Consider the following 13,469-nt stretch of genomic DNA (forward strand, 5'->3'; position numbering starts at 1 on the left):
ATTAAAAATTGAATAATATTTTTTAAGATATAAATTATAACTTGTTTATTATTAAAACAAAGGCAAAGTTGCAAACATGCTAAGTCAACTAATAAAAAAACCATCACCAATGATGGTAGGTATTGATATTGGATCGCACTCTATCAAGGCCGTACTTTTAAGTGAAACAGAAACTGGGCTTCGACTAGAAGCACTTGCAATTGAACCTATGCCAAAAGGCGCTATGAGCGAGCGTAATATTCAAGATATTGAAGCAATTGGTAATGTGATAATCAAGTTAAAACGAAAGCTACCAAAGTCGCTAAAATTCGCGTCTGTTGCCGTCTCTGGGCAAACCGTGATTACCAAAGTTATTTTCATGGATGTTTCCTTAAGCGACGCTGAATTAGAGTCGCAGATTGAAATTGAAGCCGACAGCTTAATTCCTTACCCACTAGATGAAGTGAGTCTTGATTTTGAAAAGCTCTCTACAAATAGTGCTGACCCGAGCAAAATAAATGTACTGCTCTCTGCCGCTAGAACCGAAAGCGTTGAAGCCAGAGTCGGTGCGTTAAGTGCTGCGAATTTAACCGCAAAAGTAGTGGATGTTGAAAGCTATGCGCTAAGTCGCGCTATGGATGTTTACTACCAACAGTTACCATCAGATGCATATGACAAAACGGTTGCAGTGGTTGATATTGGTGCTGTACTCACCTTGGTGAGTGTAGTGCAATCTGGTGAGACAATTTATACCCGTGACCAAGTATTTGGTGGCGACCAATACACAAATAGTATCGTTGCTTACTACAACAAAGGCTTTGATGAAGCTGAAATTGGCAAAACAACCGGTGATTTACCTCCAAACTATACATTTGAAGTGTTAGCTCCTTTTCAAACATCGTTACTCCAGCAGGTTCGTCGTGCTGTTCAAATGTTTTTAACCACCACAGGTAAAGAACAATTGGACTATATTGTATTGACGGGCGGCTCAGCGATGATTAAAGGCATTGATAGATTGCTGATTGAAGAATTAGGAATACACACAGTTGTTGTTGAACCATTTGATAAGATGGAAATATCCCCTAGAGTTGATCGTAATATAATACAGCGCCACCGCACTCAATTTGCAATTGCGACTGGCCTGGCGTTGAGGAGCTTTTCATCATGCCACATATAAATTTATTACCTTGGCGTGAGCTACAGCGTGAGCAGTCTAAAAAGAAATTTATAACACTTCTTTTGGCTGTGGTTATCGTCTGTTTTGCTGGTATGTATATGCTGAGTGTGTTTTATGGTGCTCTAAAAGAAGGGCAAACGTTAAAAAATAATTATCTTAGTTCAGAAATTACAACCCTCGACAATAAAATTCGCGACATACGTGATCTAGACAAGAAAAAAGAAAACTTACAACAACGTATGCGTTTAATTGAAGAGTTACAAAGTAGCCGTAATTTAGGCACCCAAATAATGGATGAAGTGGCAAAAATAGTGCCAGCAGGGGTTTATTTAACCAAGCTGGAGCGCAAAGGTAATCAAATTCATGTGTTAGGCAAAAGTGAGTCTAATAATCGTTTATCTACTATGCTCAGACAGGTACAAAGCTCTTACTTATTAGAGCGCCCGACTATGCAAGGTATTGTTGCCGGCGATCAATCTTCACGTTTACTCAGCGATTTTAATATGGAGTTTTACGTAAAACCATTTGGCAAAATAGGTGAGGTACGTAATGAACCTTGATTTTAAATCGTTTACAGAAATCGATTGGAATGAAATCGAGCTCGATAACATTGGTGAGTGGCCCGTTATTGTAAAAGCAATATGCGGAACTTTTGTAGCTTGTTTGGTGTTGTTTTTTAGCTACAGCTTATTAGTGTCGGATGAAATAGACAGCTACCACAATGCCGTTGCTAAGGAAATTGAGTTACGCACAACCTACCGAACTAAATATGCAGTTGCCAGCAAGCTTGATATTTATCGTGAGCAAATGGTTGAGATGGAAGATAAATTCTCTCAATTATTAAAACGCCTACCTACTTCAAATGAGACGCCAGGATTATTGGACGACCTTTCTTATGTGGGTACTACCAGCGGGTTAACATTTTTAAAAATTGGTTGGTTGCCAGAAGTTGAAAAAGAGTTTTATACCGAGTTGCCAATTAAAATTGAAGTGGTAGGTACTTATCATGAGTTTGGCGAATTTGTAGGGAAAGTGGCTCAACTACCAAGAATTGTCAGTTTACATGACTTTTCTATTTTATCATCTGGCGAAAAGCAGCTAACATTCAGTGTAGTAGCAAAAACTTACCGTTATGAAGAGGGGGTGAGATGATGAAGCAGCTTCTCTTTTTAACCACTGTGATGTTTTTGCTCAGTGGCTGTAACGAGGATACATCGGAGCAAAAAGAATTTATTGATCAGGTTAAGGCAAATACCACGGCACGTATTGAAAAAATACCTGAGCTAGTTAAGTTTGAGCACTTTGAGTATAACGCCAAAGACTTACGTAGCCCTTTTGTAGCGCCAGAACCAGAAATTATTCAAAACAAGCTAACACAAGTTAAAAACTGTCTTCACCCAGATCCAGAGCGTGTTCGTCAGCCACTGGAGAAGTACCCATTAGATAATTTAGCAATGAGGGGCACAATAGGATCGAACGGCAAAACATGGGCGCTCATTACAGCTGCTGATGACACCTTGCACCGAGTAACAATAGGAAGCTATTTAGGCACCTATGACGGAAAAGTAAGCAGTGTTAATAGTGACTATATTGAATTAGTAGAATTAATCCCTGATGGGTCAGGTTGTTGGAAAGAACGTTTGACCAAATTAGAAATGTTAGAGGCGGCAACCAATGGCGCAAATTAATAAGAAAAAAGGTATACCCTATATGCACAAAGGTGAGTGTTCGCATCATCGTATTTTATCTGCCTTATTGTTTGTTTTTTTACTACTAATGACAAAAGCCGTAAGTGCAGCCCCTTTACTCTATGACGTTCGATATAATCCATTGCTTAAAGGTGAAACCGAATTACAGCTAGTTTTTGATGAAGAGTTGCAGCAGCAACCAGCAGTACAAGTTTTTAATAGCCCTGCAAGAATAGAGCTACTATTTGATGGGGTAGAATTAGATGAAGGGTTGACGAATATCGCTATCAACCAAGCTGGTATCAGTAACATCACGAGTATGATGACCAGTGCGGGTTTAAAAGTGACCATTAACTTGGACCGATTAAAAATTTATGAGACTGAAGTAAACAATAATTTAGTTTCTATTAGAATTTCTGATAACCCACTCACAGAGCAAATTTTAACAACCAGCGAAGATAAGCCTGCTTACACGTCTAATTATATTAACGGTATTCAAGCAATTGACTTTCGACGTGGAGAAAAAGGTGAAGCGAAAGTACTTGTTTATCTACAAGATACTCAGGCAGCTGTAGAGGTGCATGAAAGCGGCGGAAAAATCATTGCCGAGTTTCATCATACCGATATTTTAGATGATTTATTGTATGAATTAGATGTACTTGATTTTGGTACTGTGGTGAGCAGTATTGAAACGTTTAAAGAAGATAACCTTACACGTTTAGTGATTGAACCGAACACTGCTTTTGCCTATACCTATCAGCAAATTGAGAATATTTTTACCTTAACGGTTGAGAAAGATGAAACGCAAAATGCCTACTTAGATGGTGGTAAGGAGTACTTGGGTCGTCCTATGACGCTTAATTTTCAAGATATCTCTGTTCGTGCTGTGTTACAGATTATTGCCGGTTACAATGATTTTAACTTGGTAACAAGCGACTCAGTGACAGGCAATATTACTCTTCGCCTTGATGGGGTTCCGTGGGATCAGGCGTTAGATGTCGTGCTTAGAATAAAAGGCTTAGACAAACGCATGGACGGTTCTATTTTAATGGTTGCACCATCTGAAGAGCTGGCTGCCCGTGAAGCAAAAGAGTTAAAAGCTAAACAGCAAGTTGAGGATTTAGAGCCACTTTACAGTGAATACATCCGCTTAAATTATGCAAAAGCAGAAGATTTTGCCGACTTATTAAAAACAGATACCAATAGTATTATTACAGCCAGAGGGAGCGTGTCTGTTGATCAACGTACTAATACGTTATTAATGAAAGACACTGCAAAAAGTATTGAAAGTGTTCGTCGTATGGTCGAGACCTTAGATATACCGGTTAAACAAGTGGTTATTGAAGCGCGTATGGTAACCGTACGTGACAACGTAACTGAAGACTTGGGGGTTCGTTGGGGGTTTAGTGATCAGCAAGGCTCAGACGGTGTTTCTGGCACATTAGAAGGAGCTGAAACGATTTCTAATGGTAATATTCCTAGCCTTTCTGATCGACTTAACGTTAATTTACCTGTGGCGAATCCATCGGCAAGTATAGGTATGCACATTGCTAAATTGGCTAACGGAACATTAATTGATTTAGAATTAACCGCCCTTGAAGAAGAAAACAAAGGTGAAATCATTGCAAGCCCACGCATTACTGCTGCTAATCAGCAAAAAGCGCGTATTGAACAAGGTACTGAGATCCCGTATGTGGAGTCAGCTTCAAGTGGTGCAACAACCGTAAGTTTTAAAAAGGCGGTACTAAGCCTAGAGGTGACACCTCATATCACACCCGATAACAAAGTTATTTTAAATTTAATCATTACTCAAGATACCCGAGGGGATACGGTTCAAACAGGTACAGGCCCAGCGGTTGCCATCGATACGCAACAAATTGAGACTCAAGTACTCGTTGAGAATGGACAAACGGTAGTGTTGGGTGGTATTTTCCAACAGCAAATTATTAATTCGACCAAAAAAGTACCTTTATTGGGCGACCTTCCTTACGTAGGAAGACTATTTAAAAGCACAAGCGAGTTCAATGAAAAGCGCGAACTGCTGATTTTTGTCACACCTAAAATCCAAATAGACTAAATATTTAAGCTATCTAGGTTGAATACCAGCCTAGATAGTATGGGTATGTAATTTAGTTATCGTGGTGTGAACACTCCCTATAAATGTACAATAAGACAGTATATAATTTTGATTATGTACTGTACTGCGGATGCATTTAAGGCTGCGTTTATGTTGTTTGTAATTCAGGCTCTTGTAAAGTTACCATGCAAAAGCTTTCATGAAGCAACAATGTAGTAACCTTAATTGCATAAATTTTAACCCTAGAAGATAAACTTGCCTATAATAAGGTGCTTTTTTGTTAACCAGTGGGTAATTATTTAGTTTAATTGCTCGTTATATGGCTTTTTATCCTAATTGACTTGAAATACCCGACCGATTACTGAGATAATCCCTTTCTTAATTTTGGGGCCAGGTCGTTAGGCGGGGTTTTATTTCAAATTTTAGAGTTCGTTTGTACTAAAAGATATGGCTGAGAAACGTAATATATTTCTAGTTGGCCCCATGGGGGCTGGCAAAAGCACGATTGGTCGTCACATCGCTGACCAATTACACCTTGAATTTGTTGATTCTGATCAAGAAATCGAACGTCGCACGGGCGCAGATATTGCCTGGGTATTCGATCTTGAAGGTGAAGAAGGCTTTAGACTTCGTGAAGAATCTGTTATTGGTGACTTAACCGAAATGCAAGGTATTGTACTTGCAACCGGTGGTGGCTCAGTAATGAGTAAAGAAGTTCGAAACAAGCTTTCGGCTCGCGGTATTGTTGTATACTTAGAGACACCGATTGAAAAGCAAGTTGCACGTACGCAACGCGACAAGCGTCGCCCATTACTGCAAACAGAAGAAGCACCTCGTGATGTACTTGAGCGCTTAGCAGAAGAGCGTGAACCATTATATAAAGAAGTAGCTGATTTTGTTGTACGCACTGATGAGCAGAGCGCGAAAGTTGTTGCTAACCAAATCATCGAGAAATTGGATTTTTAAAAGCCAGTATTAAAAAGGACTAACCCAGCATGCTTGAATTAACTGTTAATTTAGACGAGCGAAGTTATCCTATTTATATTGGTCAATCTGCACTTCAAGATACAGGCCGTCTAATCCATCACATTGGTGATTGTCGGCCTATCATCATTACTAATGAAACGATTGCACCGCTGTACCTTCAACAGTTGCTTGATTCATTAGCACAGCTAAACCCACTGCATTTTATTATTCCAGATGGTGAGCAATATAAATCACTCACTTGGTTTGAAAAAATTTCGGCATTCCTACTTGAGAATAATTGCGGCCGTGACACCTGCTTAATTGCATTAGGTGGTGGCGTTGTAGGTGATTTAACTGGATTTGTTGCTGCTTGTTATCAGCGTGGCGTCCCTTTTATCCAAATACCAACCACTTTATTATCTCAAGTTGATTCTTCAGTTGGCGGCAAAACAGCGGTTAATCACCCGCTAGGTAAAAATATGATTGGGGCTTTTTATCAACCCCAAGCTGTATTTATTGACACGCGTTCGTTGCATACCTTACCAACACGCGAGTTTGCTGCAGGCATGGCTGAAGTTATTAAGTATGGCTTGATTTACGATACTGAACTGTTTGCTTATCTAGAGCATAACATCGCTAAATTACAACAATTAGACGAGACGTGTTTACAGCACATCATCTTCAGATGCTGTGAAATTAAAGCGCTTATTGTTGCACAAGATGAAAAAGAGCAGGGCCTTCGTGCGTTGTTAAATTTAGGGCACACGTTTGCGCATGCTATTGAAGCACAAATGGGTTACGGTGTTTGGTTACATGGTGAAGCTGTCGCGACAGGTATGGTGCTTGCTGCAAAGCTTGCTTATACTCGCCAAGATTTAACACGAGAAGATGTAGAGCGTATTGCTGCATTAATAGCGCAATATAGCTTACCAATCGATATACCTAGCGTTATGACCAGTGAGCACTTTTTACTGCATATGCGAAAAGATAAAAAGAATAAAAAAGGGACTATCCGATTCATTTTACCCACCGAATTTGGTCAATGTGCATTAGTTGATGATGTGTCTGATGATCAAGTCAGAGCATTGATCGAGCAATAAATGCAGTCACAAATTTTACCGAGCCGTGCGGCTTTGGTGGATAGAATCGCATTGCAATTTGAATATGGTCAAAACCTAATTGTTTTGTTGGGCACTTCTGGTTTAGGTAAAAGCTATTTGCTTGAAACCTTCATCACTGATAAATATAACGATTTTAATAAAGCGTTTGTGCAAGTTGGCGCTCAAATGACTGATGTGCAATTGATGACTCAATTATTAGAGCAAAGCTTTAATGCCCCTTTAATTGATCACAACCTGAGCTTATCACAAAACTATTATCAATTAGCGAAGCAACAACAATGCGGCGCGTGTTTATGGGTTATCGATGGCGGCAGGCACCTATCTGAAGAACTAATTGCAGAGCTCGAGCTGTTATCAAAAAGTGCGCCCAATGTGCTTTACATTATGATTGCATCGCAATCTAAATTGCCGTTTAAAGAGGCGGTTAATATTCATTTAGAGCCATTAAACTTGGTTGAAAGTAAGCAGCTAATGGGATGGTACTTCACGGCGCTACCTTATGATGAAGACCCTGTATTTAAAACCTTTTTAGTTGAAGCCCAAGGTAACCCAAGTCTTTTATTAGCCTGGCAGCCTAGCGAACAAGTTGCTGATATTATCGTAAAAGACAAAGTATCTTGGCGCTTACAGTTGCTCACACTATTACTCATAATTATGTTATTGATTATTGGCGTTGTATACAAAGCTGATATGACCCAATGGTGGAAAAATGCTAATAGTCAAAGCGATGAGCAAGTCCTCACAACCGCTATTACAACCGAGCAAGCTATTCAAAATAAACAACAACCGGTTAAATCACCAACCCTGTTTACTTCACCACAGCCTATAACTAAAGAGCCAACTACAGATGAGCGTGCCCACAATGACGTGCCAGCAATTGTAGGTAGTTTAACTGAGCCATCGACTTTAACTGAACAAGAAAAGCCAGCACCGCCGCCGGTTGAAGAAGAAGCCATTAGCGTGCCTGAGGTGGTAAAGCAGCAAAGCCAAATAGTAAAAATACCCAGTAACTGGTACCTAGAACAGCCTGAAGATAATTTTGTTATTCAGCTATTAGCCGTAACTCAGCAGCAGGTAGGCAATGAGTTTATTGCTGAACATAAGCTAGAAAGTATTACCAATACATATCAAACTAAGCGAAATGGTAAAATGTGGTGGGTGGTAACAACAGGCAGTTTTGCTAACTTAAATGAGGCAAAACAAGCACTGCAAGCACTCCCTGCTGGAGTAAGAAAAAATAAACCTTTCTATAAAAAAATTAGCAAAATAAAACAAGAAATTGCACGAGTTGATCAGTAAACTCAGTGACTTTAGTGTAAAATCGCGCAACACCGAATTGAAGTAAAGAGCCAATGCAGCAAAAGAGTAGAGCCTTCCTTAAATGGGCTGGCGGAAAATACAGCCTCGTTGAAGATATTAACGCGCGACTAAATCAAGCAAGTAAACATGCAGATACCTTGGTTGAACCTTTTGTTGGTGCGGGCTCAGTGTTTTTAAATAGTAATTTTAAACACTATGTACTTAACGATATAAATGCTGATTTAATCAATTTATATAAAGAGCTTAAACGTTCGCCGGATGAGTTTATTAGCGATGCAAAAAAACTATTTGTTGATTTAAATAACCATCCAGATGCGTATTACGATTATCGTGTGCAGTTTAACCAAAGCAGCGATGTGTATGAGCGAGCTATTTTATTTTTATATATGAACCGCCATGGTTATAACGGATTATGTCGATATAACTTAAAGGGCATTTTTAATGTGCCTTTTGGTAAATATAAAAAGCCTTATTTTCCTGAAAAAGAAATGTACTTTTTTGCCAACAAAGCACAAAAAGCAACATTTACCTGCTTAGGCTACGATGATGTATTTAAACTGGTCCCTAAAAATGCGGTGATATACTGCGATCCGCCCTATGTGCCATTAAGTAAAACCGCATCGTTTACCTCTTACGCTAAAGGCGGATTTAATTTAGATGATCAGGCTAATTTAGCTAACTTGGCTGAGCAAGCGGCATTTGAGAATAACACGCCAGTCCTTATTTCAAACCACGATACCGTGTGGACACGCAAAATTTACAGTCAAGCATCACTGGATAAAATTCAGGTTAAACGTACGATTAGTCCAAAGGGCGGTTCACGAAATAAAGTGGATGAGCTAATGGCTATGTATTTAGCACCGAAGTCACGGTTGCATAAATAGCCAATACAAACAATACAAACAGTACTACGGCAATAGCTATCAGCGTAATTGGAGAGTGGTACTTAAAGTCTGTTTTGCGCTTATCTTCAGATTGAACACCAAAAAATGCAGCCAGTACGCTTTGTAACGCGCTAAAAAAGTGCTGCATTTAATTAAAATAATGGCTTGATTGAAGAGGGCTTGTGTTTGTCATCAGTACCCGTTAACAATTCTAGCAAGTCTAAGTAATGAAACTGAGCGCTACGGCTATCACCTGTCAACCAAGAGGCCCAAGACGAATCTTCTTCAATTTGAATGCAACGGGTTGCGCTATTATTAATAGCGTTGGTTTGCTCTTTATGAAGACAAATGTTGGCTGAGCCTAAATCTTGCTCAGTATTTGAGCAAAGCGATGTTGCTCCAATAATAACACTTACCGACGTGATTAATAATCCAATTTTAAAAGCACGCATAATATAAACCTAATAATTTAGTTCTTCGCGCAGCATAACAAAAACTGCTTAAATAATACACTTTATTTTTGTTATTGTTTATTTGTATTGTGTTTTAAATACTGAGTGGCCCCCGCTTAAAAACTGATTCTTTTTTTAATTATAAAGCCTACATCCTCAGCAGGTTATTCTTTTTCATGAATAGCCACAATAAGGCTTTAACATTACTTATTTGGCGCTATTTTTAAAGGTGCTACTTGGGTAACTTCGCTAATTAAGTTACATTAACGGCATAAATTATTCATTAACGGATTAGCGATGCTCAACTGTGAACAAAAATACTTAATAGCGCCCTCAATATTATCTGCAGACTTTGCACGATTAGGCGAAGATGTCGACAAAGTGTTAGCCGCAGGTGCTGATGTCGTTCATTTTGATGTAATGGATAACCATTATGTACCTAACTTAACGATTGGCCCAATGGTATGTAAAGCACTTCGCGACTACGGGATTAAAGCCCCGATTGATGTGCATTTAATGGTAAAACCGGTAGATAGCTTAATTCCACAATTTGCCGAGGCGGGTGCATCAATTATTACCTTCCATCCAGAGGCGAGCGAGCATATTGACCGTACTTTGCAATTGATAAAAGATGAAGGTTGCCAAGCTGGCTTAGTGTTCAACCCTGCAACAAGTTTAAGTTACCTCGATCACGTAATGGATAAAGTAGATGTGATCTTATTAATGTCTGTAAATCCTGGGTTTGGTGGGCAAAGTTTTATTCCACAAACACTCGAGAAACTGCGAGAGGCAAAACAACGCATTGTTGAATCTGGACGTGATATTCGTTTAGAAGTAGATGGCGGTATTAAAGTAGATAACATAGCCGCGGCGGCTGAAGCGGGTGCCGATATGTTTGTTGCAGGCTCAGCTATTTTTAATCAGCCTGATTATAAAACGGTGATTGATGAGATGCGTCAGCAATTAGAAAGTGTTAAATAATGAAATATGATGCAGCGTTTTTTGACTTAGACGGCACCCTAGTTGATAGCGTGTACGACTTGTATATGGCTTTAAATTTAACACTTAGCGATTTAGCGTTTCCAATTGTCAGTCAGCGATTAGTTGAAAGCTGGGTAGGTAATGGCATTGAGGTGTTAGTTAAACGAGCCCTTTGCGGCGATATGCAAATTAGTGAGCACCTCGATGAGGCTTTAAGCGAACGAGCTATCAACCTGTTTTATCAACATTACAGTGAGCAGGTCGGTGAATACAGCGTGTTATATCAGCATGTTGAAACTGGTCTTGCTGCTCTCAGTGGTATGCCTAAAGCACTTATTACTAATAAAGCACGCCGCTTTACAGAAATGCTTTTGGATAAGCTCGCTATTCGCAGTCATTTTGAGGTAATAGTGTGTGGTGACGACATGGCAAAAAAACCGTCACCTGAGCCGCTATTATTTGCTTGCGATACATTAAATATAACGCCAGATAAAGCGATTATGATTGGTGATTCAAAGAGTGACATACTCGCAGCGCAAGCCGCTAATATTGATGTGATAGCCCTTACTTATGGGTATCATCAGGGAGAGCAGTTAGCGGATTATAATCCGCAGTACCTATGCGATAACTTCTTAGCTATAATACCGACACTAACACAGCGTTAAGCATTTTTAATTAAGTAAAAATAAAGGAAAATCATGAGTAAACCAGTAGTATTAAGTGGCATGCAGCCAACCGGTGGTATGACAATAGGCAACTATGTTGGCGCTATTAACCAGTGGGTTAAGCTACAGGAAGAATATGATAGCTACTTTATGCTTGCAGACTTGCATGCAATTACCGTACGCCAAGACCCTGAATTATTGCGTGCTCGTGTACTCGATGGCGTTGCGTTATATACGGCATGCGGTATTAACCCAGAAAAAGCGGCGTTATTTGTACAATCTCAGGTACCTGAGCATGCGCAACTTGGCTGGGTATTAAACTGTTATGCGCAAATGGGTGAGCTTAATCGCATGACCCAGTTTAAAGATAAGTCGGCAACGCATGCTAATAATATTAATGTGGGGTTATTTGCTTATCCGGCTTTGCAAGCGGCTGATATTTTACTGTACCAAGCAGACAAAGTACCTGTAGGTGAAGATCAAAAACAGCACCTTGAACTAACGCGTGATATTGCAACTCGCTTTAATAATGTTTACGGCGATATTTTTACGCTGCCAGAACCGTATATTCCAGAATTTGGTGCGCGAGTAATGAGCCTGCAAGATCCACTGAAGAAAATGTCTAAGTCAGATGAAAATCCAAATGGCTTTATTATGATGTTAGACGAGCCGAAAAAGATTGAGAAAAAGCTTAAAAAAGCAGTTACCGATTCTGACGATCAAGCGCGTATTTACTTTGATCGCAAAGAAAAGCCAGGTGTATCTAATTTACTTACGCTACTAAGTGTGGCAACTAAGCGCTCAATTGAAGAGTTAGTCCCTGAATACGAAGACAAAATGTATGGCCATTTGAAAAAAGACACCGCAGCAGCTGTTGTCAGCATGATTGAGCCAATTCAAACACGTTTTAAAGAAATTCGTGAAGATCAAACACTTCTTAATGACATCATGAGAACAGGGGCTGAAAAAGCCAGCGCGCGTGCAGAAACTACATTAAAAGCAGTTTATGATGCGGTTGGGTTTATTCCACGCCCATAAGCGCGTTTATTTGCAGATACAAAAATGCCGCTAATTTAGCGGCATTTTTTGTATTTTAATGTTTTGTAGCAGAAATACCGGCAGACTCACAGGCTCTAACTATAAATTTATAACCGTAAGGCATGCTTTGATCAGGCGTTATTTCAATAATTTCGTAATCATTGAGCTCGATTGACTTACTCTCTGTTGATTTCTGACAGCGTGAATAACTGTCTGCTTCATAACTATAGGCAAACATGGCAATTAAGCGCTTACTACGTTCAAAGTAGCCTTTAGTATCTAAAAACTGCCTAACCGTTTGAGTGTTCTCATCTTCGCCTTCTAAGCGAATACCAAATGTTTTTGTCTGAGCGCCGTCATTGTCTGAAGAGGGGAGTTTTTTCTCTATTTGCTCACTCAACTTTTCTATGGCTTGCTCTTGCTCAGCGGGGGATTTATTTGCGAGCGATTGGCTATTTTCAAAGCTATTTACTATATCGTTTAATACTTTTTCAGGCGGTTTTTCATCAATAAATGCAATCAGACTTACAAACACTACCGTCGCTAAAAAAAGCGGGTTAATGCAGTTAGAAGTGGTGAGTAGCTTTGGCTAATAAACTTTATGCGATCAGATCCAAATGGCTTGATTAGTAATAACACTATGATGTAAAAAGGCAAAATAAGTTGTAAGCCGAGCAGTGTTGCCAGAGTTATTCCTAGTGTCCAAGGCGGTAAATATAATAAAGTGGCAAAGTTATGAGTGTAATTAAAGTGATTAGCTGATACCTGAGTGACTTCATTTACAATGCCACTAGCACTTGCTAAAACAAAGTTAGCAATACTGGCATAAAATACCAAAATAAGTGCTTTACCTGCGAGTGAATTCCATAGTTGATTAAACTTAGGCCAAAATTCTACGATTAGTGCAACAATGGTGATGCTGGCGCACAACCAGGTTAACTTAAAAATAGCTAAACTTATAAGTGCAAGAAGATAAAGTTTTTGCGCGGTGTTAAGGTTAAACCATATGCTTTTTATATGGCTAAGCAGTTTAACTTGGTGTGGTTGCCAGCTTTTTTGCTGTTGCTTAAACTGCTTATTAGCACGCCATTTTGCAATTTTTAAATACCTTAACACCGACT

General features: G+C 39.4%; 16 protein-coding genes. 12 read left to right on the forward strand and 4 right to left on the reverse strand.

Going from position 1 to position 13,469, the window contains the following annotated elements:
- Positions 1 to 76: 76 nt before the first annotated feature.
- The 9 genes from A9479_RS13335 to A9479_RS13375 all read left to right on the forward strand — a co-directional run bounded on the left by A9479_RS13335 (position 77) and on the right by A9479_RS13375 (position 9,212).
- Positions 77 to 1,156, forward strand: a complete 1,080-nt coding sequence (locus A9479_RS13335) for a pilus assembly protein PilM (protein WP_013463905.1) — start codon at positions 77 to 79, stop codon at positions 1,154 to 1,156.
- Positions 1,144 to 1,716: a PilN domain-containing protein gene (locus A9479_RS13340; RefSeq protein WP_064663650.1), complete on the forward strand. Its 573-nt coding sequence runs from the start codon at positions 1,144 to 1,146 to the stop codon at positions 1,714 to 1,716. The genes A9479_RS13335 and A9479_RS13340 overlap by 13 nt, the downstream gene beginning before the upstream one ends.
- Positions 1,706 to 2,308, forward strand: coding sequence for a type 4a pilus biogenesis protein PilO (locus A9479_RS13345; protein ID WP_008115035.1), 603 nt, complete (start codon positions 1,706 to 1,708; stop codon positions 2,306 to 2,308). The genes A9479_RS13340 and A9479_RS13345 overlap by 11 nt, the downstream gene beginning before the upstream one ends.
- Positions 2,308 to 2,844, forward strand: coding sequence for a pilus assembly protein PilP (locus tag A9479_RS13350; RefSeq protein ID WP_197487257.1), 537 nt, complete (start codon positions 2,308 to 2,310; stop codon positions 2,842 to 2,844). Before A9479_RS13345 ends, A9479_RS13350 begins: the two co-directional genes overlap by 1 nt.
- The gene (locus A9479_RS13355; RefSeq protein WP_013463907.1) at positions 2,831 to 4,921 is read left to right on the forward strand and encodes a type IV pilus secretin PilQ; all 2,091 of its coding nucleotides are present in this window, start codon (positions 2,831 to 2,833) and stop codon (positions 4,919 to 4,921) included. Before A9479_RS13350 ends, A9479_RS13355 begins: the two co-directional genes overlap by 14 nt.
- Before the next feature lie 447 nt (positions 4,922 to 5,368).
- A complete protein-coding gene (gene aroK, locus A9479_RS13360; protein WP_008466255.1) occupies positions 5,369 to 5,887 on the forward strand; it encodes a shikimate kinase AroK in 519 nt (172 codons plus the stop codon).
- Positions 5,888 to 5,916: 29 nt separating this feature from the next.
- Positions 5,917 to 6,987 (forward strand): 3-dehydroquinate synthase, encoded by a 1,071-nt coding sequence (aroB, locus tag A9479_RS13365; protein WP_064663652.1) that lies wholly within the window; start codon positions 5,917 to 5,919, stop codon positions 6,985 to 6,987.
- Positions 6,988 to 8,307 carry an SPOR domain-containing protein gene (locus A9479_RS13370; RefSeq protein ID WP_064663653.1) on the forward strand — a complete coding sequence of 440 codons (1,320 nt, stop codon included), beginning with the start codon at positions 6,988 to 6,990 and terminating at the stop codon, positions 8,305 to 8,307.
- Between the two features lie 53 nt (positions 8,308 to 8,360).
- On the forward strand, positions 8,361 to 9,212 hold the full coding sequence (locus tag A9479_RS13375; RefSeq protein ID WP_008115051.1) for a Dam family site-specific DNA-(adenine-N6)-methyltransferase: 852 nt from the start codon (positions 8,361 to 8,363) through the stop codon (positions 9,210 to 9,212).
- Here the strand turns inward: A9479_RS13375 and A9479_RS13380 are convergent.
- Positions 9,175 to 9,360, reverse strand: a complete 186-nt coding sequence (locus tag A9479_RS13380) for a DUF2970 domain-containing protein (protein WP_008115053.1) — start codon at positions 9,358 to 9,360, stop codon at positions 9,175 to 9,177. The genes A9479_RS13375 and A9479_RS13380 overlap by 38 nt on opposite strands.
- A 4-nt stretch (positions 9,361 to 9,364) precedes the next feature.
- Positions 9,365 to 9,664, reverse strand: a complete 300-nt coding sequence (locus tag A9479_RS13385) for a hypothetical protein (RefSeq protein WP_008115055.1) — start codon at positions 9,662 to 9,664, stop codon at positions 9,365 to 9,367.
- Positions 9,665 to 9,961: 297 nt separating this feature from the next.
- Between A9479_RS13385 and rpe the strand changes: the two genes are divergently transcribed.
- The 3 genes from rpe to trpS are packed head-to-tail and all read left to right on the forward strand — an operon-like array spanning position 9,962 to position 12,348.
- Positions 9,962 to 10,645, forward strand: coding sequence for a ribulose-phosphate 3-epimerase (rpe, locus tag A9479_RS13390; protein ID WP_028834492.1), 684 nt, complete (start codon positions 9,962 to 9,964; stop codon positions 10,643 to 10,645).
- Complete coding sequence (locus tag A9479_RS13395; protein WP_064663654.1) at positions 10,645 to 11,310, forward strand: phosphoglycolate phosphatase; 666 nt, start codon at positions 10,645 to 10,647, stop codon at positions 11,308 to 11,310. Before rpe ends, A9479_RS13395 begins: the two co-directional genes overlap by 1 nt.
- A 33-nt stretch (positions 11,311 to 11,343) precedes the next feature.
- Positions 11,344 to 12,348, forward strand: coding sequence for a tryptophan--tRNA ligase (trpS, locus tag A9479_RS13400; RefSeq protein WP_064663655.1), 1,005 nt, complete (start codon positions 11,344 to 11,346; stop codon positions 12,346 to 12,348).
- A 55-nt stretch (positions 12,349 to 12,403) separates the two neighbouring features.
- Here the strand turns inward: trpS and A9479_RS20115 are convergent, their stop codons facing one another.
- Together A9479_RS20115 and A9479_RS20120 are read right to left on the reverse strand one after the other, a co-directional pair.
- A complete protein-coding gene (locus A9479_RS20115) occupies positions 12,404 to 12,883 on the reverse strand; it encodes a hypothetical protein (protein WP_231893569.1) in 480 nt (159 codons plus the stop codon).
- Between the two features lie 8 nt (positions 12,884 to 12,891).
- Positions 12,892 to 13,464 carry a hypothetical protein gene (locus A9479_RS20120; protein ID WP_231893570.1) on the reverse strand — a complete coding sequence of 191 codons (573 nt, stop codon included), beginning with the start codon at positions 13,462 to 13,464 and terminating at the stop codon, positions 12,892 to 12,894.
- Between the last annotated feature and the right edge of the window lie 5 nt (positions 13,465 to 13,469).

Origin of the sequence: Pseudoalteromonas sp. MQS005 (genome assembly GCF_001661605.1) — a bacterium.
Taxonomy (GTDB): domain Bacteria; phylum Pseudomonadota; class Gammaproteobacteria; order Enterobacterales; family Alteromonadaceae; genus Pseudoalteromonas; species Pseudoalteromonas tetraodonis.

Coding starts and splice junctions, on each gene's coding strand:
- A9479_RS13345 (WP_008115035.1), top strand. CDS start 1,706: ATGAACCTTGATTTTAAATCGTTTACAGAAATCGATTGGAATGAAATC.
- aroB (WP_064663652.1), top strand. CDS start 5,917: ATGCTTGAATTAACTGTTAATTTAGACGAGCGAAGTTATCCTATTTAT.
- A9479_RS13370 (WP_064663653.1), top strand. CDS start 6,988: ATGCAGTCACAAATTTTACCGAGCCGTGCGGCTTTGGTGGATAGAATC.
- aroK (WP_008466255.1), top strand. CDS start 5,369: ATGGCTGAGAAACGTAATATATTTCTAGTTGGCCCCATGGGGGCTGGC.
- A9479_RS13355 (WP_013463907.1), top strand. CDS start 2,831: ATGGCGCAAATTAATAAGAAAAAAGGTATACCCTATATGCACAAAGGT.
- A9479_RS13375 (WP_008115051.1), top strand. CDS start 8,361: ATGCAGCAAAAGAGTAGAGCCTTCCTTAAATGGGCTGGCGGAAAATAC.
- A9479_RS13335 (WP_013463905.1), top strand. CDS start 77: ATGCTAAGTCAACTAATAAAAAAACCATCACCAATGATGGTAGGTATT.
- A9479_RS13350 (WP_197487257.1), top strand. CDS start 2,308: ATGAAGCAGCTTCTCTTTTTAACCACTGTGATGTTTTTGCTCAGTGGC.
- A9479_RS13340 (WP_064663650.1), top strand. CDS start 1,144: ATGCCACATATAAATTTATTACCTTGGCGTGAGCTACAGCGTGAGCAG.
- trpS (WP_064663655.1), top strand. CDS start 11,344: ATGAGTAAACCAGTAGTATTAAGTGGCATGCAGCCAACCGGTGGTATG.
- rpe (WP_028834492.1), top strand. CDS start 9,962: ATGCTCAACTGTGAACAAAAATACTTAATAGCGCCCTCAATATTATCT.
- A9479_RS13385 (WP_008115055.1), bottom strand. CDS start 9,664: ATGCGTGCTTTTAAAATTGGATTATTAATCACGTCGGTAAGTGTTATT.
- A9479_RS13395 (WP_064663654.1), top strand. CDS start 10,645: ATGAAATATGATGCAGCGTTTTTTGACTTAGACGGCACCCTAGTTGAT.
- A9479_RS13380 (WP_008115053.1), bottom strand. CDS start 9,360: ATGCAGCACTTTTTTAGCGCGTTACAAAGCGTACTGGCTGCATTTTTT.